Annotated in this window: 18 protein-coding genes and 1 pseudogene; 7 read left to right on the top strand and 12 right to left on the bottom strand. The window is 65.2% G+C overall.

The annotated features are described in order from the left end of the window. Window positions 1-3: 3 nt before the first annotated feature. From soxX to ACVINW_RS38280, 5 genes and pseudogenes are all read right to left on the bottom strand, one after another. Window positions 4-450, bottom strand: a complete 447-nt coding sequence (soxX, locus tag ACVINW_RS38300; RefSeq protein ID WP_456756088.1) for a sulfur oxidation c-type cytochrome SoxX — start codon at window positions 448-450, stop codon at window positions 4-6. Next, a pseudogene (locus ACVINW_RS38295) lies at window positions 443-1715 on the bottom strand (FCSD flavin-binding domain-containing protein). The gene soxX and the pseudogene ACVINW_RS38295 overlap by 8 nt, the downstream one beginning before the upstream one ends. 58 nt (window positions 1716-1773) lie before the next feature. Then, window positions 1774-3960, bottom strand: a complete 2187-nt coding sequence (locus ACVINW_RS38290) for a molybdopterin cofactor-binding domain-containing protein (RefSeq protein WP_456756087.1) — start codon at window positions 3958-3960, stop codon at window positions 1774-1776. 10 nt (window positions 3961-3970) lie between these two features. Continuing rightward, a complete protein-coding gene (locus tag ACVINW_RS38285; protein WP_456756086.1) occupies window positions 3971-4420 on the bottom strand; it encodes a (2Fe-2S)-binding protein in 450 nt (149 codons plus the stop codon). Between the two features lie 152 nt (window positions 4421-4572). Beyond that, window positions 4573-5982: an MFS transporter gene (locus tag ACVINW_RS38280; protein ID WP_456756085.1), complete on the bottom strand. Its 1410-nt coding sequence runs from the start codon at window positions 5980-5982 to the stop codon at window positions 4573-4575. Window positions 5983-6974: 992 nt separating this feature from the next. Between ACVINW_RS38280 and ACVINW_RS38275 the strand changes: the two genes are divergently transcribed. Genes ACVINW_RS38275 through ACVINW_RS38265 form a run of 3 tightly spaced genes read left to right on the top strand, consistent with a single transcriptional unit; the run spans window position 6975 to window position 10886 of the window. Beyond that, entirely contained in the window at window positions 6975-8717 is a 1743-nt protein-coding gene (locus ACVINW_RS38275; protein WP_456756084.1) for an ABC transporter permease, read from the top strand. Between the two features lie 24 nt (window positions 8718-8741). Then, on the top strand, window positions 8742-9767 hold the full coding sequence (locus ACVINW_RS38270) for an ABC transporter substrate-binding protein (protein WP_456756083.1): 1026 nt from the start codon (window positions 8742-8744) through the stop codon (window positions 9765-9767). 15 nt (window positions 9768-9782) lie between these two features. Beyond that, window positions 9783-10886 carry an ABC transporter ATP-binding protein gene (locus tag ACVINW_RS38265; RefSeq protein WP_456756082.1) on the top strand — a complete coding sequence of 368 codons (1104 nt, stop codon included), beginning with the start codon at window positions 9783-9785 and terminating at the stop codon, window positions 10884-10886. A 20-nt stretch (window positions 10887-10906) separates the two neighbouring features. On the opposite strand, the gene ACVINW_RS38260 is transcribed toward ACVINW_RS38265, so the two are convergent. Next, the gene (locus tag ACVINW_RS38260; RefSeq protein ID WP_456756081.1) at window positions 10907-11695 is read right to left on the bottom strand and encodes an IclR family transcriptional regulator; all 789 of its coding nucleotides are present in this window, start codon (window positions 11693-11695) and stop codon (window positions 10907-10909) included. Between the two features lie 123 nt (window positions 11696-11818). Between ACVINW_RS38260 and ACVINW_RS38255 the strand changes: the two genes are divergently transcribed. The 3 genes from ACVINW_RS38255 to ACVINW_RS38245 all read left to right on the top strand — a co-directional run bounded on the left by ACVINW_RS38255 (window position 11819) and on the right by ACVINW_RS38245 (window position 17169). Beyond that, the gene (locus ACVINW_RS38255; RefSeq protein WP_456756080.1) at window positions 11819-13636 is read left to right on the top strand and encodes a flavin-containing monooxygenase; all 1818 of its coding nucleotides are present in this window, start codon (window positions 11819-11821) and stop codon (window positions 13634-13636) included. 51 nt (window positions 13637-13687) lie between these two features. Further along, entirely contained in the window at window positions 13688-15631 is a 1944-nt protein-coding gene (locus tag ACVINW_RS38250) for an alkyl/aryl-sulfatase (protein WP_456756079.1), read from the top strand. 206 nt (window positions 15632-15837) lie between these two features. Then, entirely contained in the window at window positions 15838-17169 is a 1332-nt protein-coding gene (locus tag ACVINW_RS38245) for an IS1182 family transposase (RefSeq protein ID WP_456756347.1), read from the top strand. A 122-nt stretch (window positions 17170-17291) separates the two neighbouring features. Here the strand turns inward: ACVINW_RS38245 and ACVINW_RS38240 are convergent, their stop codons facing one another. The 6 genes from ACVINW_RS38240 to ACVINW_RS38215 form a co-directional block, all read right to left on the bottom strand. After that, window positions 17292-17996 carry an ABC transporter ATP-binding protein gene (locus tag ACVINW_RS38240; protein WP_456756078.1) on the bottom strand — a complete coding sequence of 235 codons (705 nt, stop codon included), beginning with the start codon at window positions 17994-17996 and terminating at the stop codon, window positions 17292-17294. Continuing rightward, window positions 17989-18738, bottom strand: a complete 750-nt coding sequence (locus ACVINW_RS38235) for an ABC transporter ATP-binding protein (protein ID WP_456756077.1) — start codon at window positions 18736-18738, stop codon at window positions 17989-17991. The genes ACVINW_RS38240 and ACVINW_RS38235 overlap by 8 nt, the downstream gene beginning before the upstream one ends. A gap of 10 nt (window positions 18739-18748) precedes the next feature. Beyond that, the gene (locus ACVINW_RS38230) at window positions 18749-19735 is read right to left on the bottom strand and encodes a branched-chain amino acid ABC transporter permease (RefSeq protein WP_456756076.1); all 987 of its coding nucleotides are present in this window, start codon (window positions 19733-19735) and stop codon (window positions 18749-18751) included. Next, window positions 19735-20604, bottom strand: a complete 870-nt coding sequence (locus ACVINW_RS38225; protein ID WP_456756075.1) for a branched-chain amino acid ABC transporter permease — start codon at window positions 20602-20604, stop codon at window positions 19735-19737. The genes ACVINW_RS38230 and ACVINW_RS38225 overlap by 1 nt, the downstream gene beginning before the upstream one ends. A 15-nt stretch (window positions 20605-20619) precedes the next feature. Next, entirely contained in the window at window positions 20620-21873 is a 1254-nt protein-coding gene (locus tag ACVINW_RS38220) for an ABC transporter substrate-binding protein (protein WP_456756074.1), read from the bottom strand. A 302-nt stretch (window positions 21874-22175) separates the two neighbouring features. Further along, window positions 22176-23243: a glycosyltransferase family 4 protein gene (locus ACVINW_RS38215; protein ID WP_456756073.1), complete on the bottom strand. Its 1068-nt coding sequence runs from the start codon at window positions 23241-23243 to the stop codon at window positions 22176-22178. A gap of 317 nt (window positions 23244-23560) precedes the next feature. On the opposite strand from ACVINW_RS38215, the gene ACVINW_RS38210 reads away from it, so the two are divergent. Then, the gene (locus ACVINW_RS38210; RefSeq protein ID WP_456756072.1) at window positions 23561-25324 is read left to right on the top strand and encodes an ABC transporter ATP-binding protein; all 1764 of its coding nucleotides are present in this window, start codon (window positions 23561-23563) and stop codon (window positions 25322-25324) included. Window positions 25325-25355 lie beyond the last annotated feature (31 nt).

Genomic DNA, 25355 nt, shown 5'->3' with positions numbered 1-25355 from the left:
CGGCTAGTCTCGCAGTGTCACCAAGTAAGCCACGATATCCTCGATCTGCTCCGCCGACAGGATCGGCTTGCCGCGCCATGCATTGCCGACGTGCGTGAACCCGTCGACGCGATAATAGGACGGCATGATCGTTGCCGCATTGAGGTGCGACGCGTCGACCAGGCGGAGCCGTAACTGCCCTTCCGACCAGCGGCTGCCGCTGCCCGCGAGGTTCGGCGCGAGGTCACCCTGGAACGCCTGCTCGGGAAATGGGCCGCTGTGGCAGAGGATGCAAGTGGAGGAGCGCTCGACGATCAGCGCACGGCCGCGGATCGCGTCGCCCTTGGTTCCCGTCAGCGAGACTGGAATCGCATCGCCCACGACGGTGTAGGGGCGCAGGTCCTCGGCGCCGGCGGGCGCGCAGGCTGCGAACCCAGCCGCGAGCAATGCGATGAGGGAACGCCTAGCCAAAGGCGTCTCCCGTGATTGTCTTGAACCAGTCGAGCGCCTGATCGGCTTCGCGCTGGCGCATCTCGCGCGACGCGTCGACCGGGCTCGTCGTCACCTCGGCCTCCGCGTACTGATCCTCCTTCGGCTGATAGATGCCCTTCAGCGAGAACGCGTAGCCGGGAGCGACCGTGTTGTAGCAGGCGCCATCGAGCCGCGGCGTCTCCGGCGGCTTGCCCGCGAGCGCACTCACGATCGCGGCGGCGCAAGCCCGGCCTTGCGCCGCCGCGGCGGAAGCGGATTTCGGAATGCCGCCGGCGATCGCGGCATCGCCGATGACGTGGATATTGGGCACGAGCTTTGAGGCAAACGTCACAGGATCGATCGGGCACCAGCCGGTGTGGTCGGCGGCACCCGCGATTTCGGCGATGCGGCCGGCTCGCTGCGGCGGGATCACGTTGGCGACCGCCGCGGTGTAATTGCCGAAGTCGGTGACGATCTCGTTGGTTGCTGGATCGACCGACGTCACCCGGCCGCCCTGCGACAGCGCGATCCGCTCGATCATGCCGGGATAAAGTTCGGTCCACGCTTTCTCGAACAGCTTCTGCTGCGAGTAATTGTCCTTGGCGTCGAGCACCAGGATTTTCGACCTTCGGCTTGTTCGCCTTCAGGTAATGCGCGATCAGGCTGGCGCGCTCGTAAGGCGCCGGCGGGCAGCGCAACGGCGCGGCCGGCACCGCGATCACGACGAGGCCGCCGTCCTCCATCGCCTCGAGCTGCCTGCGCAACAGCAAGGTCTGCGCGCCGGCCTTCCAGGCATGCGGCATCTTCTCGGCTGCCGCCTCGTCATAGCCGGGCAGGGCGTCGAAGTGCATGTCGATGCCGGGGGCGAGCACAAGCCGGTCATAGGACTGCGTCGTGCCGTCGGAGAGCGTGATGCTGCGCGCCTGCGCATCGACCTTGGTGGCCGCCTGCGCGGCGACGGTGATGCCGTCGGCCGCAACCTTGTCGTAGCTGAATTGCTGTGCGGAGAGCTCACGCAGGCCGGCGATCACCTCGTTGCTGAACGGGCAGGCGGTGAAGGTCCTGTTCGGCTCGATCAGCGTGACCTGAAGCTTTGCATCGAGCCGCCGCAGCGCCCGTGCGCAGGCCGCGCCGCCGAAGCCGCCGCCGATCACTGCAATGCGCGGCGCGGCCTGGGCCAGCGCCGGACATGCCAATGCGGCCGCTGCGACGGCAGCGGCGCCACGGATCACATCCCTGCGCGTCCGATGACGCGAGACGGCCATGCACGACAATCCGGAAAATAAGGAAGCGGCGGCCGCTCGGGCCGCCGCCTCCGGTTGATCAGGCGAAGGAGATGTTCTGGTTGCGCAGCGGGAAAGAACGGATGCGCTTCCCCGTCGCCGCGAAATAGGCGTTGAGCACCGCCGGCGCCGCAACGCCGATGGTCGGCTCGCCGACCCCGCCCCAGAACCCGCCGCTCGGCACCATCACCGATTCCACCTTGGGCATTTCGTTGATGCGCATCGAGTTGTAGGTGTCGAAATTGGTCTGCTCGATGCGGCCGTCCTTCACGGTGCAGCCGCCATAGAACAGCGCGCTGAGGCCGTAGACGAACGAGCCCGCAATCTGCCGCTCCACCTGCGCCGGGTTGACGACATAGCCGGGATCGGTGGAGGCGACGATGCGATGCACCTTGATCTTGCTGCCCTCGGTCACCGAGATCTCGGCGGCGCCGGCAACATAGCTGCCATAGCCCATCACCTGCGCGATGCCGCGATAAACGCCCTGCGGGGCCGGCGTGCCCCAGCCGATCTTCTCGGCGACGGCGTTGAGCACCGCGAGATGCTTGGGATGCTTGCCCATCAGCTTGCGGCGGAATTCGAGCGGGTCCTGGCCCACCGCCAGGGCCAGCTCGTCCATGAAGCATTCCATGTAGATCGCGTTGTGATTGACGTTGACGCCGCGCCAGAAGCCGGGCGGGACGTGCGGATTGCGCATCGCATGCTCGACCAGCAGGTTCGGCACCGAATAGCCGACCGCGGCCTCGCCGGATTGCGCGACGCCCTGGAACGCGGCGGGGTCCATGCCGTTCTGCAGCGCTTCCGGGCGTAGCGAGAACAGGATGGATTGACCCGACAGCCGGTAGTGCAGCGCGACCAGATTGTTGTCGGCATCGAACGCGCCGGTCAGCTTGCATTGCGTGATCGGATGATATTTGCCGTGCTGCATGTCCTCTTCGCGCGACCACAACAGCTTGATCGGCGTGCCCGGCATCTGCTTGGCGATCGCCACCGCCTGCCGCACATAGTCGGTCATGCCGCGCCGGCCGAAGCCGCCGCCGAGCATCAGCTTGTGCACGTCGACCTTCTCCGCCGGCAGGCCGGAAGCCTCGAGCGCCGCGGCGAATGCCGCCTCGCCATTCTGCGTGCCGCACCACACCTCGCATTTGTCCGGCGTGTAGAGCACGGTGGCGTTCATCGGCTCCATCGTGGCGTGGTTCTGGTAGGGGTAGCTATAGACAGCTTCGACCTTCTTCGCCGCGCTGGCGATCGCCGCCTTGGCGTCGCCATTCTGGTTGCCGACATAGGCCGGCTGCGCGTTGTCGAGCCCTTCGGCCAGCCACTTCGCGATCGTCTCGCTGGAGACTTTTGCGTTGTCGCCTTCGTCCCAGACGATCGGCAGCGCATCGAGTGCGGTCTTGGCGTGCCACCAGGTGTCGGCGACGACGGCAACCGCACTGTCGCCGACCGGCACCACCTTCTTGACGCCCTTCATGCCCGCGATCTTGGCTTCGTCAAAACTCTTCACCTTGCCGCCGAACACCGGGCAATCCTTGATCGCGGCGTTCAGCATGCCCGGCAGCTTGACGTCGATGCCGTAGATCATCTTGCCGGTGGTCTTGTCGACGGTATCGAGCCGCTTCAGGCCCTTGCCGGCGATGGTCCAGTCCTTCGGGTCCTTCAGCTTGACGTCGGCCGGCGGCTCGAGCTTGGCGGCGGCTTCCGCGACCTTGCCGTAGGTCGTGGTCTTGCCCGATGGCGTATGGGTGATGACGCCGTTGGAGACCGTGCATTCCGCGGCCGGCACCTTCCACTCATTGGCCGCGGCCTGGATCAGCATCACGCGCGCGGTGGCGCCGCCCTTGCGGACATAGTCCTGCGAGGTGCGAATGCCGCGGCTGCCGCCGGTGGAGAAATCGCCCCAGGCGCGCTTGCGGGCGACGCTCTGGCCCGGCGTCGGATATTCGGTGGTGACCTTCGACCAGTCGCATTCCAGTTCTTCGGCGACGAGCTGGGCGAGGCCGGTCAGCGTGCCCTGGCCCATCTCGGAGCGGGCGATGCGGATCACCACGGTGTCGTCGGGCCGAATCACCACCCAGGCATTGATTTCAGGCGCGCCGTCGGCGGCGCGCAACACGGCGGGGCCGCCGAACGGCAGATCGAGGCCGAGCGCGAGACCGGCGCCGGCGGCTGCGGTGCCGATCACGAAGGCGCGGCGAGTGAGTTTGGGCATGACGTGCTGATTCATCCCTGCCTCCTCACGCGTTCGCGGCAGCATGGATCGCCTCGCGCACCTGCTGGAAGGTGCCGCAGCGGCAGATATTGGTGATGGCGTCGTTGATGTCGTCGTCGGATGGCTTCGGATTGTCCTTCAGCAACGCCGCCACCGCCATGATCATGCCGCTCTGGCAATAGCCGCATTGCGGCACGTCGTTGGCGATCCAGGCGAGCTGCACCTTGTGCATCACGCCGTTCGCCGCGAGACCCTCGATGGTGGTGATTTCCTTGCCGGTGGCTTCGCTTACCGTCACGCCGCAGGAGCGCATCGCGACGCCGTCGATATGCACGGTGCAGGCGCCGCATTGTGCAATGCCGCAGCCGTATTTGGTTCCCGTCAGTCCGACATTCTCCCTGATCGCCCAGAGCAGGGGCGTGTCGTCCTCGACGTCTACTGTGATTGTCTTGCCGTTGATTTTGAGGTTTGCCATCGCGATCCCCTGAATGGTCCAATCCTCCGATTGGACTCCAGCGCGATGTTGGCCTTGAAACTGGAACGTTTCAAATCAAGAAAACGCGTTTGCGGCGCGGAAGAAAGTTGATGGCGCGGTGTTTGGTCGCGCCCTCGCGCGCGACATGCCTGTCATGTCTTTTGCGGTGAGGCGACGGCCAGACGCAGGAAGCTCATGACGCTGCCGAGCGCGGCAAACCCGGCGCCCAGCGCCAGCGCCACGGTTGCGCCCTCGCGGTCGGCCAATGCGAAGCAGAGTGCGGCGAGGGCGGCACCGGTGGTCTGGCCGGTCAACCGCGCGGTCGCGACGATGCCGCTGGCGCTGCCGCTGCGATGCGATGGCGCGCTCGACATGATCGCCTTCATGTTGGGGGTCTGGAAGAACCCAAAGCCGATGCCGCAGACCATCGTGCGCCAGACGATGTTGGCGACGCTCGGCTCCGTCGGCAGGGTCGCCAGCAGCACCATGCCGAGCCCCAGCAGCAGCATGCCGATGCCGCCGAGGATGCCGGCCGGATAGCGATCCGACAGCCGGCCGCCGATCGGCGCCATGAAGGCGACCACCAGCGGCCAGGGCGTCATGAAGAAGCCGGTCTCGACCTGCGAGCGGTGCAGGATGTCCTCGAAGTAGAACGGCAGCGACACGAAGGCGAGGCCCTGCACGGCGAATGAGCAGACCGCCGTCGCGGCCGATAGCGCGAAGATCGGCCGGCGGAACAGATCGATCGGCAGCATCGGCGCCGGATGATCGGCGTGCCGCCGGGTCAGGATCCATCCGAACAGCACCGCGCCGACCAGCTCGGCGATGACGAGCGCGGGCGCGGTCTTGTGGGCGGCGCTGCCGATGCCGATGATGAACAGGCCGAGGCAGGCGCAGGCCAGCGCCGCGCCGGTGAAGTCGAAGGCGTGGGTGGCGCGCGGCGTCTTCGGCAGCGTCTTCATGCCGATCAGCAATGCAATGATGCCGAACGGAATGTTGACGGCGAACAGCCAGGGCCATGGGCCGAGCGCGAGGATGCCGGAGGCGATCGTCGGCCCCAGCGTGAATGCGGTCGCGACCACGAGCGCATTATGGCCGAAGCCGCGGCCGAGCATCCGGCTCGGATAGACGAAGCGGACCAGCGCGGTGTTGACGCTCATCAGGCCGCTGGCGCCGAGGCCTTGCAGGGTGCGCGCGACCAGCAGGCTCGGCAGCGACCAAGCCAGCGCGCAGCCGAGTGACGCCAATGTGAACAGCAACAGGCCGCCGAGATAGATCCGCTGGTGGCCGACGATCTCGCCGAGCGCGCCGAGCGGCAGCAGCGTTGCGACCAGGGCGATCTGGTAGACGTTGACGACCCAGACCACTTCCGCAGGGCTGACATGCAGATCGCTGGCGATCGCCGGCAGCGCAATGTTGGCGATCGCGGTGTCGAGCGAGGCCATCGCCAGCGCCGTGAAGATCGCGGCCACCGCCCAGCGCCGGGTTTCCCACGGCAACCCATCTGGCAGTCCATCGGTGATCGGCGCCGCTATCGCGGTGGTCGGGGTCTTCTCGAGCATGCCTGACAATGTCTCCAGGCGGCCATGTACTACGCCGTCTTCCTGTTCCCCAGTCGCGCCGTTGCATGATGCGTATGCGAAGCGGTCTTGCCGGGCGCGTTGGCACGCTCCTGCCGAGGGGAAGGGCGCGCGGCGAAGTTTCTTCGTTTTTTCAGAATTAGTTCTTGACGCGCACCCCAACTCAGATGTTCAATATGCCCGTCTCGCCCGACACGAGGGGCGCTTCGCGGTCGTCACGAACGCGGGTCGAGATGCGGTGGACGCCGATTGCGCAGTTGACGAACGCGCATGAAGCGGACGGCGAAATCGTGCAGGCCTGACGCCCTAGCGGTAGGTGTCTTTTCCGATTGCGCAAATGCGCGTTGCGAAGACGGTGACAACAAAGCCCAGTCTCGCCGGGGAGAGCACGTATAAGCCGTAACCCATCGCGCAGGGAAAGCCGGAGTGTTTCCGGTTACACCTGTGGTCCTACCCCCGAGCTTTCTACCCCATTGCTCGGGGCCCATGGGTGCGATCGGCACCCGGCTTTCCCTGCGCCCTCACCAACGGAGAGGGCGGAACGAAAGAGCAAGACTCGGACAATGCATGTCGCGAGAACGCGAAACCGCGTCCTCATCCAAGCTGTCATCGCCCGGCTTGACCGGGCGATCCAGTACGCCGCAGCCCATCGGTTCAATAACGACTGCCTCTGGAATACTGGATCACCCGCTTTCGCGGGTGATGACACCGAGAGTGTGGCAATTGAATCGAGACCGACCCTCATCGCGGTCGCGGCGAGGACCGGGACGACGATGAAATTGGGGTGCGTGAGCGGGATCAATCGAACGCGTGTTCCCGCAGTGTGTCACACAACCGCACGCAGACGACTTTCGGATAGCTTGCGTCATAATCGCGATCGACTACCCTTGGCATACGAGCAGGCGCGACGTCAGATCGGGCCGCAACAGGGGAAGCGCGCATTGCACGGACCGACCGACCGGCGCAGCGAAGCCATGCGAAGCGCCGGTGAAGCCACCCGCCGCCGCGCGCTCACCGGTCTCTGGGTCGCAGCCTTGCTGGCGGTCCTCAGCTTCCTGGTCATCTATCCCGTCTTGATGCTGCTGCTCGGTGCGCTCACCGACACCAATCCAGTGGTCGACGGCATCCGCCTCAGCCTGAGCCATCTGTCGATCGCCAATTTCCTCGCGGTGCTGGCCAATCCGAATGTCGGCGAAGCGTTGCTCAACACGCTGATCGCCTGCGGCGGCGGCACACTGATCGCGGTCGCGATCGGGCTGTTGTTCTCCTGGATCGTGGTTCGCACCAACACGCCGTTCAAGGGCTTCATCGCCGCGGCCAGCATCCTGCCGTTGTTTGCGCCGCCGCTGGTGGCGGGCGTGGCCTGGGCGATCCTCGGCTCGCCGAAGACCGGGCTGATCAACACGATGTTCAAGTGGATGGGATCGGACCTGCGCGTCGATCTGTATTCGATGTGGGGCATGGTGTTCGTGTTCGGCATCTACTACGCGCCCTACGTCTACATGTTCACCTCCTCGGCGCTGCGCAACATGGACCCGAGCCTGGAGGAGGCCGCGGAAATCTCCGGCGCCAGCGCGTTCGCGACGCTGTTCACGGTGACGTTTCCGCTGATCATGCCGGCGATCGTCTCGGGCATGCTGCTGTCGTTCATCGTGATGCTCGGCATCTACGGTATTCCGGCCGTGCTCGGCGCGCCGACCAACCTGAACGTGCTGACGACCTACATCTTCAAGCTCACCAACTGGTCGCCGCCGCTCTACAACACCGCGGCCGCGGTCGCGATCATCCTGATGGTGGTCACGGGGCTGCTGGTCTATCTGCAGCAGAAGCTGCTGAGCGGGCGCAGCTACACCACCGTCGCCGGCAAGGCATTCCGGCCGCGCAGCCTCGATCTCGGGCCGTGGCGCTGGCTCACCTTCGGGCTCGGCATCGTCTATCTCCTGGTCGTCGTGGTGCTGCCGTCGCTGGCGCTGATCGTTGCGGCGTTCCGCAAGTTCATGTTCATCCGCGACGCCGCCAGCCTGTTCGACATGCGGCAATACTCGTTGATGCATTTCGAGAGCATCTTCGACAATCCGCTGACGATGAAGTCGATCTACAACGCGCTCGAGGTCGGGATCATCACCGCAATTGTCGGCGGCGCGCTCGCCTTCGCGATCGGCTACACCATCCATCGCACCCGTGTCGCCGGGCGCGGCGCCATCGACCTGATCTCGACATTGCCGGTCGCGATCCCCGGGCTGGTGGTCGGCGTCGCCTATCTCTGGGCCTGGATCGGCGTGCCCGGCGGACTCTACGGCACGATCTGGATTCTTGCGCTCGCCTTCATCGCGCGCTTCATGCCCGACACCGTGAAGTCGCTGTCGACCTCGTTCCTGCAGATCCATCGCGAGCTCGAGGAAGCCGCCTGGGTTTGCGGCCGGGGTATGCTCGGCACCATCGCGACGATCGTGCTGCCGCTGGCGCGGCCGGGCGTGCTGGCGTCGATGACGCTGCTGTTCGTGCTGGCGATCCGCGAGCTCGGCTCGTCGCTGTTCCTCTACACCAGCAACACCATGGTGATGTCGGTGCTGCTGCTCGACTATTACGAGGGCGGCAATATCGGCAAGACCGCGGCCTTCAGCCTGGTGCAAACCGTGTTGCTCGGTGTCCTGATCGGCGGCGCCAACTGGCTGTCGCGCGGGGCTGCGCAGGGCAACGTCGCACGGACCGGATAACAAGAAACGAGGGGAGGATTGGCGATGGATAGACGGACCTTCACCACACTGGCCTTGGCGAGCGCCGCAGCGCTTGCGCTGGTGCCGGCCGCTCGGGCGCAGGAGTTCGGCTCGGCGGAATTGATCGCGGCTGCCAAGGCCGAAGGCAAGCTCGTGTTCTACACCGCGAACTTCGCGGAGATCGAGCAGCAGGTCATCAAGGCCTTCAACAAGCGCTATCCGGAGATCAAGGTCGAGATGGTCCGCGCGCCCGGCGGTCAGCTCATCACCCGCGTGAAGACGGAGGCGGCGGCCGGCAAGCTGATCGCCGACGTGGTCGATCATTCCGATCGCGCGCTGATGCAGCCGCTGCAGGACCTGTTCCAGGACTACGCGCCGCCGAACGCGGCCGATTACGATCCGCATGCACTGATCTCGCCAAAATACTGGCCGCGCGCCACGATCGCCTGGTCGATCGCCTACAACACCGAGCTGGTGAAGGATCCGCCGAAATCCTGGATGGACCTGACCAAGCCGCAATATGACAAGCTGATCGGCCAGGTGTTCGCGCAGTCCGGCGGCACCACCTGGACGCGGATCATGTTCGAACGCCAGGTGCTCGGTGAGGAGTACTGGGCCAGGCAGGCCGCGACCCATCCCGTGCTCTATCCCTCCGGCGCGCCGACCGCCGATGCGCTGGTGCGCGGCGAGATCGCGATCGCGCCGCTGCTCTACAACGTGATCTATCAAAAGAAGAAAGACGGTGCGCCGATCGAGATCTTCTTCCCGCCCGAGGGCGCGCCGGTCAATCCGTATGCGAGCGGCATTCCGAAGACGGCCGCGCATCCCAACGCGGCAAAGCTGTTCCTGAACTGGTGCCTGTCGAGAGAGGGCCAGACCTTCATGATCAAGGAACTCGGCAATCTCACATCGCTGAAGCAGCCGCCGGCATTTCCCGAAGGGTTCGATCCCAAGGTGGTCAAGCTCTGGTATCCGAACTTCGACGACTACGTGAAACTGCACGCGGCATGGGTTGCGGACTGGGACAAGACGTACGGGTATCGGCAATAGGCGACGAGGCAAGCGATGACGGCGACGCTCGAAGTCACCGATCTCAGGAAGCAGTTTGCGATCGGCCGCCCTGCGGTCGACGGGGTCAGCTTTGGCGTGCCGGCCGGCGAGATCGTGGTGCTGCTCGGGCCATCGGGCTGCGGCAAGACCACGACGCTGCGCTGCGTCGCCGGGCTCGAGCATCCGACCAGCGGCGAGATCAGCATTTCCGGGCGGGTAGTATCATCACCGGACCGCGGCATCCTGGTGCCGCCGCGTGCGCGCAACCTCGGCATGGTGTTCCAGTCCTATGCGGTGTGGCCGCACATGACGGTGCGTCAGAACGTGAGCTATCCATTGAAGCACCGCACCGTCGGGCGCACCGATGCCGCCCGCATGGTCGAGGAAGCGCTGGAGTTGGTCGGGCTGTCCGACTATGCCGACCGGCCGGTGGTGGCGCTGTCAGGCGGACAGATGCAGCGCGTCGCACTGGCGCGCAGCATGGTGTACCGGCCCCAGCTCTTGCTGCTCGACGAGCCGCTGTCGAACCTCGATGCCAAGTTGCGACTGCGGCTGCGTGACGATCTCCGCGTCATTCTCAAGCAGACCGGGATGACCGCGCTCTACGTCACCCATGACCAGGCTGAGGCGGTCGTGCTCGGCGACCGCATCGGCGTGATGCGCGACGGCAAGCTGCTGCAGATGGACACGCCGGACGTGATCTACAACCATCCGGCCGATCTGTTCGTCGCCAATTTCACCGGCGCCACCAACGAGCTCGCAGGCCGGCTCGTCGCCTGCAACGACGGCTATGGCACGGTCGATTTCGGCGACGGCCGGCGAGGCGAGGTCGCCCTGTTCCAGCCGCTGGCGCCGGATGAGAACGTCCGCGTGGCGCTGCGGCCCGAGAACATCGCGATCGGCCGGCCTGATGGCGCCAATACATTCTCGGCAAAGGTGCTCGACCGCCGCTACCAGGGCACGCAGACCGCCTACGGCCTCGAACTGTTCGGCAAGCGGCTGGAAGCAATCGAGCTAGGCACCGCCGCGCGCCATCAGATCGGCGTCGAGGCGCAGGTCGCCTTGCCGCGCGAATGCCTGTGGGCCTACCGCGACAGCGGGCCGGCATCGCAGGACTAGCTGTGCTGCCGATGCGCCGGTTAACCTTCCTCGACCAGCGCGCGGATGCTGCGCGCGAGGCCCAGGATGCGCGGGCCGCATTCGCGCTCGATCTGCTCGGCGCTGAAGCGGTAGGAGGGGACGCCGCAATTGACCGACAAGCACTCGCCGCTCGGCGTGCGATAGAGCGGGGCGGCAACGCCGAAGATCTCGCGCCGCCATTCGCCGAGCGAGATGGCAAAGCCGCGCTCCCGGCACAATTCGACGTCGGGCAGTGTGCGCTTCTGCACATAGTCGAACTCGTCGGGGCGCTCGGCCTTGACGCGCGCGACATAACGGCCGAGCTCGTCCTCGGTGAACAGCGACAGCAGCGCACGCCCGACCGCGGTCGGCGCCAGCGTGCTGACGAAGCCGACGTCGGGCACGTGCGGCGCGGTGTCCGTGGTGCGCAGCGTCTCGACATAGATGAAGTCGATCCCGAACGGCATCGCGATCGACACCGTGCCGCCGGCATAGGTCGCGAAGTCGCGCATCAGTGGACGCGCGAGCTGGCGCACCTTCAGCGCCGACAGCACCGGATAGGCGGCGGCGAGCGCGCCGAGCCCGAGCACGAAGCGGCCCTTGGCGTCGCGCCTGAGATAGCCGAGCTGCTCCAGCGTGTAGGTCAGCCGCGACACCGTCGGCCGCGACAGCCCGGTATGCAGCGCGAGTTCGGCATTGGACAGCGAGCCGGGATGGCGGCGGAACGCCGCCAGCACGTCGAGGCCATGCGCCAGAGTGGTCGCAAAGGACGGATCCGGCTGAGTATCGGCAGGGGAAGATGCTGTCATACGGAATATTGGTCTCGGACGACCAGTTTTGTCAATATATCGGAATGAATTTGCAAATCGTGTCGATATCGGTTTATCTGCCGGAAATAAGGATAAAGAACCGCTGGAGCGAGGCGCCCGCCGATGACGATGACCGAGCAAGCCGATGCAAAGCCCGCCGCGATCGACAAGGAGCGGCTGCGCCTGAAGTATCAGCACGAGCGCAACAAGCGGCTGCGTCCCGACGGCAACGACCAGTACCTCCAGATCAAGGGCCAGCTCGCGCATTATCTCGACGATCCCTACACGCCGGTCACAGAGCGCGCGCCGAAGACCGACCACGTCACCTTTGCCTTCATCGGCGGCGGCTTTGCCGGGCTCGCCACCGCGGCGCGGCTGACGGAGGCCGGCGTCAAGGATGTCCGCATCATCGAGAAGGGCGGCGATTTCGGCGGGACCTGGTACTGGAACCGATATCCCGGCGCGCAGTGCGACACCGCGTCGATGGTCTACATGCCGCTGCTGGAAGAGACCGGCCATATGCCGTCGGAGAAATACGCGCATGCGCCCGAGATCCTGGCGCACTGCCAGCGGATCGGCCGGCAGTTCGATCTCTACGACAACGCGTTGTTCCACACCGAGGTGACGAGCCTCGATTGGGATGCGGCGCAATCGCGCTGGATCATCCGCACCACCAGGGGCGATGCCTTCACCGCGCAATATGTCGGCATCGGCACCGGCCCGCTGCATGTGCCGAAGCTGCCCGGCATTCCCGGCATCGAGCGCTTCAAGGGCCACTCGTTCCACACCAGCCGCTGGGATTACGACTACACCGGCGGCGATCCCCGGGGCGCGTTGATGGAGAAGCTCGCCGACAAGCGCGTCGGCATCATCGGCACCGGCGCAACCTCGGTGCAGTGCATTCCGCACCTCGCCCGCGCCTGCAAGGAGCTCTACGTGTTCCAGCGCACGCCGTCGTCGGTCGACGTGCGCGGCAACGGCCCGATCGATCCGGACTGGTTTGCCGGTATCGCGACGCCGGGCTGGCAACAGCGCTGGCTGGAGAATTTCACGGCCAACCAGGCCGGTGGATCGGCCGAGGAAGATCTGGTGCAGGACGGCTGGACCGACCTGTCGAAGCGGATCCGCGCCAAGGTCATGCTGCTGCCGCGCGAGCAGCGCACCGTGGAAAACATGCGCGCCGTGTTCGAGGATTCCGACTTCGAGAAGATGGAGGAGATCCGCAACCGGGTCGACGGCATCGTCCGCGATCCCGAGACCGCCAGGAATCTCAAGGCGTGGTACGGCCAGCTCTGCAAGCGGCCGTGCTTCCACGACGCCTATCTTCAGGCGTTCAACACGCCGGGCACCCATCTGGTCGATACCGACGGCAAGGGCGTCGAGGAGATCACCGAGAACGGCATCGTCGTCGCCGGCAAGGAATACGCGCTCGACTGCATCATCTATGCGTCCGGCTTCGAGGTCGGCACCGAGTACAAGCGTCGCGCAGGCTTCGATCTGACCGGTCGCGACGGTCTCAAGCTGTCGGAGCACTGGGCGCAGGGCATGCGCAGCAAGCACGGCATTCACGTCCACGGCTTCCCCAACGTGTTCTTCGTGCAGCCGACGCAGGGCGCCAACCTGATCTCCAACGTGCCGCACAACCTGACCGAAGCGGCGCGGACCATCGCGCTGATGGTTGCCCACGCGCAGGACAACGGCTTCAAGGAAATCGAGGTCAGCAGGGAGGCCGAGGATCGTTGGGTCGAGCTGCTGCTGACCGCGGTCGGCCGGATGATCGGCGGGCCCGATTGCACGCCCGGCTATTACAACAATGAGGGACGCGAGCCGGGGCCCGCGGCCAAGCTCAATGTCGGCTATCCCGCCGGGCCGTTGGCCTACTTCAAATATATCGATGGCTGGCGCAGCAACGGCCGGTTCGAAGGCGTGCAATTCCGCTGAGCGATGCACGATCGAAACTGATCTTCAGAGTTGATGAGGGAGTGCTCGAGTATGACCCAGACAAATGCAGCTGAAACGTCGCACGAGCTTCCCAAAGCGGCATCCGCGTCGGTCATCGCGCAGCACGAGGCGACGCTGAAGGCGCTGCCGTTTGCCGACACCAGGGATTTCGACGACGCCGCGCGCGGCTTCCTCGGCACCATCGAGAACGCACGCATCAGCTCGGCGCAGGGCAGGGTGGTCTGGAGCCTCGAGCCTTATGGCTTCCTGTCCGAGGAGAAGGCTCCTGCAACCGTCGATCCGAGCCTGTGGCGGCAGTCGCGGCTCAACATGCATCACGGCCTGTTCGATGTGGTGCCGGGCGTCTACCAGGTGCGCGGCCTCGACATCGCCAACATGACGCTGATCGAGGGCGACACCGGCGTCATCGTGGTCGACACGCTGACCTCGATCGAGGGCGCGCGCGCCGCGATGGAATTGTACTTCCAGCATCGCGGCAAGCGGCCGGTTGCCGCCGTCATCTTCACCCACACCCACACCGACCATTGGGGCGGCGCCCGCGGCGTGCTCGACGACGCCATGCTGGCGGCGGGCGTGCCGATCATCGCGCCGAACTTCTTCATGGAGCACGCGGTCTCCGAGAACATCATCGCGGGGCCGGCGATGCTGCGCCGCGCGCAATACCAGTTCGGACCGTTCCTCGCCAAGGGCGTGCACGGCCATGTCGATTGCGGCCTCGGCAAGACCATGGCGGCGGGCGGCGTGGCGCTGCTGCGACCGACCGATCTGATCATCGCGACCGGTGACACGCGCGTGATCGACGGCGTCGCGTTCGAATTCCAGATGGCGCCGAACAGCGAAGCGCCGGCGGAGATGCATTTCTACATCCCGCGCTACAGGCTTTTGAACCTCGCGGAGAACTGCACGCACAATTTCCACAATCTGCTGCCGTTCCGCGGCGCCGACGTGCGCGATGCGCTGGCGTGGTCGAAATATCTCGGCGAAGCCCTGCAGATGTGGGGCGGCAAGGCGGAGGCGATGTGCGGCCAGCACCATTGGCCGGTGTGGGGGCGCGAGCGGATCGACACCATGATCCGCGAGCAGCGCGATCTCTACAAATACGCGCATGACCAGACCATCCGGCTGATGAACCACGGCCTCAACGCGGCCGAGATCGCCGAGACGATCCGGCTACCCTCGAGCCTCGAAGGGGCCTGGCACGGCCGCGGCTATTACGGCCACATCAGGCACAATGTGAAGGCGATCTACCAGAAGTATCTCGGTTGGTACGACGCCAATCCGGTCAATCTCGATCCGCTGCCGCCGGTCGAGGCCGGCAAGAAATATGTCGAGTATATGGGTGGCGCCGATGCGATCCTGGAACGGGCCGCGGCGGACTTCGCCAGGGGCGAATTCCGCTTCGTCGCGCAGGCCGTCAGCCATCTCGTGTTCGCGGAGCCCGACAACCAGGCGGCACGCGCATTGCTCGCCGATACGTTCGAGCAACTCGGCTACGCCGCCGAGAGTTCGACCTGGCGCAACGCTTATCTGTTCGGTGCGCAAGAGCTGCGGCTGGGCATGCCGAAGACGCCGCCGCGCTCGTCGATGCCGCGCGAGACGCTGGCTGCGCTCCGCACCGAGCAGCTCTGGGACGTGCTCGGCGTCCGCCTCAACGGCCCCAAGGCCGAAGGCAAGCGCATCGTGCTGAACTGGCGTTTTACCGATACCGGCGAGAGCTTCGTGCTTAATCTCGAGAATTCGGCGCTGACTTACGTTGCGGGCGCGCAGGCCGCCGATGCGCATGCCGGCTTCACCTTGGCGCGCAGCGTGCTCGACGAGGTCATCGCCAAGCTGACCACGTTCCCGGACGCGGTTGGTGCCGGCAAGATCAAGGTGACGGGCGATCCGCTGCGACTAGCCGAACTGATGGCGCTGATGGACGAATTCCCGCGGATGTTCGAGATCGTCGAGCCGAAGCGGACGGTGGTGGTGTAGAGCAGCATACTCAAAGCAATGACCGTCACCCTGAGGAGCCGCGCAGCGGCGTCTCAAAGGGTCGACGGCCCGGCTGGTGGCCGCGCATCCTTCGAGACGCGCTACGCGCTCCTCAGAGGGTGTGATTTTTTTGGGGTTTCAGCGAGCATTATAGCCGAAAGCCGGCGCGGTGTGATTCTCTGGCGATGATGGATTCGCGGGAGGTGATGTTGGCTGCCGATGAGTTGTTTGGGGACCTGCCGGAGCAGGCGAAGCCATCAGTCGAAGCGGGCTTGCCCGGCGCTCCGCGGCTGCGTGAGCCCCAGCGCGACCAGATTGCGCTGCGAGCGGTTGATATTGAGAGCCTGATCGGGGAAGACCATCCGGTGCGGCTGATCTGGTCTTATGTCGAAGAGCTTGATCTGAGTGAGTTGGAGGACCGGATCAAGGCTCGCGGCGATCGTCCCGGTCACCCCGCGACCTCGCCCCGGCTTTTGCTGGCGCTGTGGCTCTATGCCGCCAGCGAAGGCGTTGGCAGCGCGCGGGCGTTGGAGCGGCTGTGCGAGAGCCACGATGCCTATCGCTGGCTGTGCGGCGGGGTGTCGGTGAACTATCACCTGCTGGCGGACTTCCGGGTCGGCAACGCCGATCTGCTTGACCGACTGCTCAGTGAGCATCTGGCAGCGTTGGCAAAGGCCGGTCTCGTCGATCTGGAGACCTTGGCGCAGGATGGCATGCGGGTCCGGGCCAGCGCCGGGGCCGCCTCGTTCCGGCGCGAGGCGACGCTGGATAAGCATTTGGCGCAGGCTGAGGCCGTGGTGGAAGACCTCAAGCGCGAGGTCGACACACGCTCGGACGCCAGCAATAAGCGTGCCCGGGCAGCCAAGGAGCGGGCCGCGCGGGAACGCAGCGCGCGGGTGAAGGCGGCGCAGACGGCGCTCGCCGAGATCAAGCAGCAGCGCAAGGAGCGCGAAGAAAGTCGCGGCAACGGCAAGACGCCGAAGGAGCCGCGGGCCTCCACGACGGACGCCTATGCACGGGTCATGAAGATGGCGAACGGCGGCTTCCGCCCCGCCTACAACGTGCAGGTGACGAGCGTGGCCGGCGAGCAGATCGTCGTCGACACCAGAATTTGCAACATCGGATCCGATCGCGGCCTGATGCGTCCCATGCTGGAGCGGCAGCGTGCGCGGCCCGGAGGGTTGCCCAAGGACCATCTCGTCGATGGCGGCTTTGGCAGTGCCGAGGACATCGAATGGGCCTATGCCGAGGGCATCGATATCTTTTGTCCGCCCACTCAATCCAAGCACGGTACCGATCCCTATCTACCGCGGCGCGGCGACGGTCCGGGGGTGTTGGCCTGGCGTGCGCGAATGGCGAGCAAAGAGGGCAAGGCCCGATACAGGTCCCGGTCGATCTGCGAGTGCATCCATGCCCGCTGGCGCAATTGGGACCTGCGGCAATTGACCGTGCGCGGCATCGAAAAGGTCCGTGCCGTCGTGCTCTGGTACGCCCTCGTCAACAACATCCTGCAAGGCAACCGCCTCTCCAGAGCCTAAACAACGGGTCATCGCCGAACTCGAACTCAAACCTGCCAATTGCTGCGACGAACAGCCGCCAAAAACTCCGCAGGAGCCGAATCCGTCACAAGCTCTCAGGATGACGGGTCGATCGGGCGCCCTCAAATCCCGAGATACGCCGCCTGCACCTGCCTGTTGTTGGCGAGCTCGGCGCTGGTGCCCCGCATGATCACGTTGCCGCTCTCCAGCACGTAGGCGCGCTGCACCAGCGACAACGCGCGGCTGACGTTCTGCTCGACCAGCAGGATCGCGGTGCCCATCTTGTGGATTTCGCCGATCTTCTCGAAGGTCACGTCGGTCATGACAGGGGCGAGGCCGAGCGAGGGCTCGTCCAGCATCAACAGGCGCGGCTTCAGCATCAGGCCGCGGCCGACCGCGACCATCTGCTGCTCGCCGCCGCTCATGGTGCCGGCGAGCTGCTTCCTGCGGTCGGCGAGCCTCGGGAAGATGCCGTAGACCAGCTCCATGGTGCGCGCGCGATCCGCCTTGGCCTTGGGCGTGTAGGCGCCGATCTCGAGATTTTCCTGCACCGTCATGTCCGGGAACACCTGGCGGCCTTCCGGGACATGCGCGATGCCGAACTCGGGGATCCGGTACGGCGGCAGCGTGGCGAGGTCGACACCGTCGAAGGTGACCTTGCCTGCGAACAGTTTGACGAGGCCGGAGACGGCGCGCAGCGTCGTGCTCTTGCCGGCGCCGTTGGCGCCCAGCAGACCGACAGCCTCGCCTTCGCCGATGGAGATGCTGACATCGGTGATCGCGGGCACCGAGCCGTAGCTGGCGCTGACGCCGGAGAGCTCAAGCATGGGCGTCTCCTGGCGCAGTCGGATGCACGTAGGAGCCGAGATAGGCGCGGATCACGTCCGGGTTCTCCACGATCTCCTTCGGCGCGCCCTCGGCGATCTTCTGGCCGTGGTCGAGCACCACGATATGTCGCGCCACCGCCATGATCGCGCGCATCACATGCTCGACGATCACGATGGTCAGGCCGCTGGCGGACAGCTTCTTCACCAGCGCCACCGCCTGGTCGATCTCGGCCGGGTTGAGCCCGGCCATCACCTCATCGAGCAGCAGGATTCTCGGCTGCGTCGCCAGCGCGCGGGCCATCTCGAGGCGGCGCTGGTCGATGGTGGTGAGATCCTTGGCGGGGGTCTGCTCCTTGGCGCCGAGCCCGACGAATTCGATCGCCTCGCGTGCCTTCCTTTGCGCGGCGACGACGTGCCGGTCGCGCAGGAAGGCGCCGGTCATCACATTGGCAAGCACCGTCATGGCGCCGAACGGTTTTGCAACCTGGAAGGTGCGGGCCATGCCGAGCGCGCAGACGTCGTGCGGCTTCAGCCCGACGACCTCGTGACCGAAGGCGAGCACCGAACCGGAGTCCGGGCGATGGAACCCCGTGATCAAATGAAAGCTCGTGGTCTTGCCGGCGCCGTTCGGACCGATCAACGCGACCGTCTCGTTCTCCTGCACGGAGAAGCTGACGTCCTGCACGGCGCGCAGGCCGCCGAAGCGCTTGCTGAGACCCTTGATGACCAGTGCTTCCGCCATCGCAAAGACCTCAGGCGCGCGCCGGCTTGCGCCGGAGGGTGCGGTGATAGAAATCGGTCGCAAACCCGATCAGCCCGGTCGGCCGCCACAGGATCACCGCCATCAGGATCAGGCTATAGACCGTGAGCTGGATGCCGCCGACCGAGCTGCCGAGCCAGCTTTGCAGCAGCGCCGAAGTGGTCTCCAGCAGCACGGTGCCGATCACGGGTCCCCACAGCGTGCCGATGCCGCCAACGATCGACACCAGCGCCGCCTCGATCGAGACGTTGAAGCTGAACGCGGTCGCGGGATCGATGAAGTAGATGTACTGGGTATAGAAGGTGCCGGCGAGTGCGGTCAGGAACGCGCTGATCATGTAGATGTCGCGCTTGACCTTCGGCGCGTTGACGCCGATCGCCTCGGCTGCGTCCTCATCCTCGCCGATCGCGACGAGATAGTAGCCGATCCAGGATTTCTCGATTCGGTGGGTGATCCACAGCCCGACCACGAGCAGGCCGAGCACGACGTAGTAGTAGGACGATTTCTCCTCGAACTGCATCATGAGCGGCGCGCTGCCGAGGTTCGGGATCGTGGTACCCTCGGCGCCCCAGGCGAAGTCGCGAAATTTGAGGAAGATCAGCATCAGCACCTGGGCTGTCGCAATGGTGGCGATGGTGAAATAGGGCCCACGCAGGCGGAAGCAGAGCCAGCCGATCGGCAGGCTCGCGAGCATCGCGACCACGCCGCCCGCGATCATCCCGATCCAGGGCGAGATGCCGTAGTTCACCTGCATGATGGTCGAGGTGTAGGCGCCGAGGCCGAAATAGGCGGCGTGGCCCAGCGACAGCTGCTTGGCATAGCCGCCCATCAGGTTCCAGGCGACGCCGATGAAGGAGAACAGCAAGATGCGGATGAAGATGTCGATCGCAAACGACGAGGTGACGAGCTGGGGCAAAGCCATCATGACGACCGCTCCGATCGCCAGCCACAGCCATTTCGTGTTGCCGGATGCTTGCATCAGCGGCCCCTTCTGGCGCCGAGGCCGCTCGGCCTGAAGGCGAGCGTCAGCAGCAGCAGCGCGAACACCACGATCAGGCCTGAATCGGCGCCGACGAACTGGATGCCCAGCGATTCCGCCACGCCCATCATCAGGCTCGCGATCAGCGCGCCCATCACATTGCCGAGCGTGCCCATCACGACCGCGACGAACGCCATCAGCACGAACACCTGGCCGACGAACGGATAGGCCGAATAGAACGGCATCAAGAGCGAGCCGGCGGCGCCCGCCAGCGCCAGCGCGGTGCCGAACGCCACCGCGAACACCCGATTTGGATTGATCCCCATCAGCATCGCGACGTCGCGGTTCTGCGACGCCGCGCGCATGGCGCGGCCGAGATCGGTGGTGTGCAGGAACACCCAGAGCAGCCCGCTCAGCGCCATCGCGACGGCAAAGGCGATCAGCTTTGCCACCGGAATGTAGAGCCCGCCGATGTGCCACGCTTCATCCGAGTAAGAGGTGTGGACGGTGCGATAATTGGCGCTGAACAGCATCAGCGAGAGATTGAGCAGCAGCAGCGACAGCGCAAAGGTCAGAAAGATCTGCGGCATGTCGTTCGGCCCGAGCACCCTGCGGATCAGGAAGTGCTGGATCAGGACGCCGGCTGCGAACAGCACCGGCATGGAGACAACCAGCGAGACCAGCGGATCGATGCCGAACTGGGTGGCGAGGAAGAACGAGATATACATCCCGAGCATCACGAACTCGCCCTGCGCGAAATTCACGATCTTGACCACGCCGAAGATCAGCGTGACGCCGATGCTGACAAGCGCGTAGATGCCGCCGATAAGCAGGCCGTTGATCACGGCCTGGGCCAGTGTCTCCCACATCTGATCCGACCGCGCTCAGGTCTTCATCAGAGGGGCGCGGGCGTCTTCCTTGGGGAAGACGCTGACGAGATCGGCGTTCTGCCACTGCACGCCGACCGGACGGCCATAGACGTTCTTGCCGTCGGGGCCGAACTTCACCTTGCCGCCCGGTGCCATCGCAGCAAAGCCCGAGGAGACGTCGAGCGTCGACAACGCCTCGCGCACCTTCTTCGGATCGGCCGAGGCGGCGCGCTCCAGGGCATCGGCCAGCATGAAGGTCTGTGCCACCAGGCCGCCGGCATATTCGAAGGCGAACTCGCCGGTGCGCTTCTTGAATTCGACGTTGACCTTCTGCGCATCCTCGTTGACGTCGTGGTTCCAGTGCGCCACGCCTTGGAGTCCTTCGGCCGCGTTGCCGACATTCTTGTAGAAGTCCGGCATCACGAAGCCGCCCGAGCCGCCGTTGATCGCGATGTTGAGCCCGACCTGCTTCACGGTGCGCACGATCAGGATCAGGTCGTTGAGGTAGGACAGCGAGAACAGGGTGTTGGCGCCGGAGGCCTTGACCTTGTTGATCAGCGGGCTGGCATCGGTGAAGCCGGCCGAGTAGGGCTCGAACATCACGATCTCGACGCCTTCGCCCGGCGCCAGCTCCTTCAGCCCGTTCGAGGTCGAGGTGCCGAATGCGGTGTTCTCGAAGATGACCGCGACCTTGGCCTGCTCGCTGACCAGCTTCGCCATCTGCAACTGTGCCTTGGCGAATTGCGAGGCGCGGGCGAACGGCGTGAAGGTGTAGCTGCGTCCCTTGTTGAGCTGATCGGAGCTCGATCCGGTGATGATCGGAACGCGGGCGCGCTCGCAGACCTCGCTTGCGATCAAGGTCAGCGCGCTGGCGTAGCAGCCGTGGATCGCCGACAGCTTGTTGCCGGTGATGAGGCGATCGGTCTCGGTGCGCGTCACCGTGGTGTCGCTCTGCACGTCGGAGACGATCAAATTGAGCTTGGCGCCGCCCAGCGATTTGATGCCGCCGGCCTCGTTGACCATGTCGACTGCGAGCTTTGCCGCGGCAACGCAGCCGATGCCGATCTGCGCCATGCTGCCGGTGCTCGGATAGAGCGCGCCGATGTTGATCGGGTCCGCGGCCCAGCCGCGCAGCGGGACGGCGCCGAAAGCGCCGGCCGCGAGCACGCCGCCGGTTCTGGCCAGGAATTTGCGGCGGTTCAGTTTCTTCGGTGAAGTGGTAGTCGGTACGGCATTATTAATGGCCGACGGCTTGCGGTCCCCTGGCATGGCGTTCCCCCTGTGCGACCGCGGCACGGTTGCTCCGTCCGCTCGCTTATTATTTTTCGTTCAAGCGGGGCGCATAAGAGCACGTAATCCGCCAATCGCAAAGGCGATATCAGCCGGGTTGATGGGGATGCGTGTCACCAGGGGTGCGTCAGCAGCAATCGCGCGGCGCGGCGCATGCGGATCGTTTCGCCCCACGGGAGTTGCCGTCGGGTGACGGCATTATTGACAATCGAACGACCCGACGGATCGGCACGGACGGTGCCGGCCGGCCCGCCGGATCATTCGATCGGCCGCTGCAACTTCTATTCGGCGCTCGCCACGAGCTTGAAGCGCGGTTTGTCCTCCATCAGGCTGCGATAGGCGGCGAGATAGTCGAGCGCCATCCGGCGCGCGGTGAAGCGGGTCTCGAACTGCTTGCGGATCGCGTCGCGGTTGAGCGTCGACAGCCGACCGACCGAGGAGATCGCGCTGATCTCGTCCTCGACGATGAAGCCGGTCAGACCATCCTCGATGATCTCCGGCACCGAGCCGCGGTTATAGGCGATCACGGGCGTGCCGCAAGCCATCGCCTCGATCATCACGAGGCCGAACGGCTCCGGCCAGTCGATCGGAACCAGGAGCCCGATCGCGCCGCTGAGAAAATCCGGCTTCTCGCGGTCGCTGATCTCGCCGATGAACTCGACCAGCGGATTGTCGGTGATCTGAGGCTTGATCAACTCATCGTAATATTCCTGGTCGGCGCGATCGACCTTGGCCGCGATCTTCAGCGGAATGCCGCAGCGGGTCGCGATCTTGATCGCACGATCGACGCCCTTCTCCGGCGCGATGCGCCCGAGCACGGCGAGATAGGATGGCTTGGCCGGTTGCGGCGTCAGCAGGTTCTCCGGCAGGCCATGATGAATGGTGCGCACCCAATTCGCCTGCGGCACCGGCCGCCGCTGCGCATTGGAGATCGAGATCACGGGGATCTTGGAGAAGATGTTGAAGACCGGCTGATGCTCCGGCAGGTCGAGCCGGCCGTGGAGCGTGGTCACGAAGGGCGTCGGCTGGCGCGTGAACAGCGACCACGGATAATAGTCGAGATGGCAGTGCAGGAAATCGAACTCGTCATCGTCGGCTTTCTGCCGGACGCGCTCCAGCATCACCATGTGCAGCGCATTGGGGTCGCGGACGGAGCCGTCGAGGCGCAGCGCCTTCGGCCAGGTCGCATCGAGCTTCGCGGAGGTCTGTGAATCGCCACTGGCGAACAACGTCACGTCATGTCCAAGTGTTACAAGTTCTTCGGTCAGCCAGTGCACGACCCGTTCGGTGCCGCCGTAGAGCTTGGGGGGAACAGCCTCCGTCAGCGGGGCAACCTGCGCGATGCGCATTTCTCCGTCTCCTGTTTGTAATGTGGAATGAACCAGACCCCTCTGCCCTGTGATGGCACTGACGTGCCGAAGACGGGAACGTTCTCGCACGTGCGAGGTTCCTTATGGGTATGTGGATTCCCGCTTCTTTCTTCCATCACACTGTGGTCTTGCTGATGCCATCTCGCTCCAACACGTTTTTGCCGACGCCAGCGTTGCAAAATTGTTGCGCAGTGATGGCTGCATCAAGGAATCCAACCGCCGCCCTTCACGTCATCGTGCACGAGAGCTTCGACTAAAATTTTCTCGTTCACCTTCAACAGCTTTTGCAGGACGTCATGGACCATCTGTCAGGATATGCGCATCGCCCATTCCCCTTTGTGCTGCGCTATCTGCGCCGGCGGCTGCCGTCGCATGTTGTGATCTTGTCGGCCGTGGTCGCGGCGGTTGCCTGTTCGGTGGGCACACAATACGGCGTCAAGAATCTGGTCGACGCGTTGTCGGCCGGGCCGTCGGCCGCGAACGGCGTATGGCTGGCATTCGCTTTGCTCATGTCGCTGATCGCAGCCGACAACTTCATGTGGCGGATCGCGAGCTGGACGGCGAGCTACACCTTCGTCAGCGTCACCGGCGACCTGCGCCGCGACATGTTCCGTCATCTCACCGGCCACGCGCCGAGCTATTTCACCGACCGGCTGCCGGGCATGCTGACCAGCCGGATCACGGCGACATCGAACGCGGTGTTCACTGTCGAGAACATGTTCGTATGGAACGTGTTGCCGCCATGCATCGCAACCTTTGCCGCGATCACCCTGGTTGGAACCGTAAGTTTGACAATGTCAGCCGTGCTGATCCTGATCGCGGGAACCATGGTGGTGGCGATGTTCCGCATGGCCGCCGCCGGCCGGCCGCTGCATGACGATTTCGCCAACCGGGCAGCCGCCGTCGATGGCGAGATGGTCGACGTCATCAACAATTTGCCGCTGGTGCGGGCATTCTGCGGTCTCGGCTATGAGCACGACCGCTTCGACGCCACCGTGAATCGGGAACTGGTCGCGCGCGGCCGTTCTCTGCGCTATCTCGAAAAGCTTCGCCTGGTTCACGCCGCCGTGACCGTGATCCTGACGATCGCGATGCTGGCCTGGGCCCTCTCGCTCTGGCAGCAGGGCCAGGCCACCACCGGCGATGTCGTGCTGGTCTGCACGCTCGGCATCTCGATCCTCAGCGCCACCCGCGATCTTGCGGTTGCGCTGGTCGACGTCACGCAGCATGTCGCGCGTCTCACCGAGGCGCTGGCGACGCTGTTGCAGCCGCACGAGCTGAAGGACCACCCGGAGGCCGAAGCGCTGGTGAAGAGCGGCGCGGCGATCGCCTTCAACAACGTCTCGTTCCGCTATCCCGGCGGCTTGCAGGTCTTCGAGCGCTTCAGTCTGCGCATCCAGCCCGGCCAGCGGGTTGGCCTGGTCGGCCAGTCCGGTGGCGGCAAGTCAACACTGTTTACCCTTCTGCAGCGCTTCTACGATGTCGAGCAAGGCAACATCACGGTCGACGGCCAGGACATCTCGCGCGTCACCCAGCAGAGCCTGCGCGCGGCGATCTCGGTGGTGCCGCAGGATATCTCGCTGTTCCATCGTTCGATCCTGGAGAACATCCGCTACGGCAGGCCGGACGCCACCGACGACGAGGTGCTGCGCGCGGCGATCGCCGCACGCTGCGATTTCATTGAAACCTTGCCGGAGGGCATGAACACCATCGTCGGCGACCGCGGCGTCAAGGTATCCGGCGGCCAGCGCCAGCGCATCGCGATCGCGCGCGCGTTCCTGAAGGATGCGCCGATCCTGCTGCTCGACGAGGCCACCGCGGCGCTCGATGCCGAATCCGAGGAGGCGATCCGCGAGGCGTTGTCGCGGCTGATGCGCGGGCGTACGGTGGTCGCGATCGCGCACCGCCTCGCGACCCTGCGCAGCTTCGACCGCGTGGTCGTGCTGCAGGGCGGCCGGATCGTCGAGGACGGTCCGCCCGACATCCTCGTGAAGGGCAGAGGCCCCTACCGCGACCTGGTCGCGCGCGAGATGGGCCGCCTCTCCACCAGCGCGGCCTGACCCCGCGCCATCAAGCGTGTACTTGCGTTCC

It is taken from the genome of Bradyrhizobium sp. USDA 4461, from assembly GCF_054055655.1.
The sequence above is the reverse complement of the archived record's forward strand: the minus strand, read 5'-3'. Positions and strand labels throughout refer to the sequence as shown.

What these genes read in the sequence shown, in the direction of transcription:
- ACVINW_RS38290 (WP_456756087.1), bottom strand. Translation starts at nt 3,960, where the DNA reads ATGAATCAGCACGTCATGCCCAAACTCACTCGCCGCGCCTTCGTGATC.
- ACVINW_RS38285 (WP_456756086.1), bottom strand. Translation starts at nt 4,420, where the DNA reads ATGGCAAACCTCAAAATCAACGGCAAGACAATCACAGTAGACGTCGAG.
- ACVINW_RS38280 (WP_456756085.1), bottom strand. Translation starts at nt 5,982, where the DNA reads ATGCTCGAGAAGACCCCGACCACCGCGATAGCGGCGCCGATCACCGAT.
- ACVINW_RS38275 (WP_456756084.1), top strand. Translation starts at nt 6,975, where the DNA reads ATGCGAAGCGCCGGTGAAGCCACCCGCCGCCGCGCGCTCACCGGTCTC.
- ACVINW_RS38270 (WP_456756083.1), top strand. Translation starts at nt 8,742, where the DNA reads ATGGATAGACGGACCTTCACCACACTGGCCTTGGCGAGCGCCGCAGCG.
- ACVINW_RS38265 (WP_456756082.1), top strand. Translation starts at nt 9,783, where the DNA reads ATGACGGCGACGCTCGAAGTCACCGATCTCAGGAAGCAGTTTGCGATC.
- ACVINW_RS38260 (WP_456756081.1), bottom strand. Translation starts at nt 11,695, where the DNA reads ATGACAGCATCTTCCCCTGCCGATACTCAGCCGGATCCGTCCTTTGCG.
- ACVINW_RS38255 (WP_456756080.1), top strand. Translation starts at nt 11,819, where the DNA reads ATGACGATGACCGAGCAAGCCGATGCAAAGCCCGCCGCGATCGACAAG.
- ACVINW_RS38250 (WP_456756079.1), top strand. Translation starts at nt 13,688, where the DNA reads ATGACCCAGACAAATGCAGCTGAAACGTCGCACGAGCTTCCCAAAGCG.
- ACVINW_RS38245 (WP_456756347.1), top strand. Translation starts at nt 15,838, where the DNA reads ATGTTGGCTGCCGATGAGTTGTTTGGGGACCTGCCGGAGCAGGCGAAG.
- ACVINW_RS38240 (WP_456756078.1), bottom strand. Translation starts at nt 17,996, where the DNA reads ATGCTTGAGCTCTCCGGCGTCAGCGCCAGCTACGGCTCGGTGCCCGCG.
- ACVINW_RS38235 (WP_456756077.1), bottom strand. Translation starts at nt 18,738, where the DNA reads ATGGCGGAAGCACTGGTCATCAAGGGTCTCAGCAAGCGCTTCGGCGGC.
- ACVINW_RS38230 (WP_456756076.1), bottom strand. Translation starts at nt 19,735, where the DNA reads ATGCAAGCATCCGGCAACACGAAATGGCTGTGGCTGGCGATCGGAGCG.
- ACVINW_RS38225 (WP_456756075.1), bottom strand. Translation starts at nt 20,604, where the DNA reads ATGTGGGAGACACTGGCCCAGGCCGTGATCAACGGCCTGCTTATCGGC.
- ACVINW_RS38220 (WP_456756074.1), bottom strand. Translation starts at nt 21,873, where the DNA reads ATGCCAGGGGACCGCAAGCCGTCGGCCATTAATAATGCCGTACCGACT.
- ACVINW_RS38215 (WP_456756073.1), bottom strand. Translation starts at nt 23,243, where the DNA reads ATGCGCATCGCGCAGGTTGCCCCGCTGACGGAGGCTGTTCCCCCCAAG.
- ACVINW_RS38210 (WP_456756072.1), top strand. Translation starts at nt 23,561, where the DNA reads ATGGACCATCTGTCAGGATATGCGCATCGCCCATTCCCCTTTGTGCTG.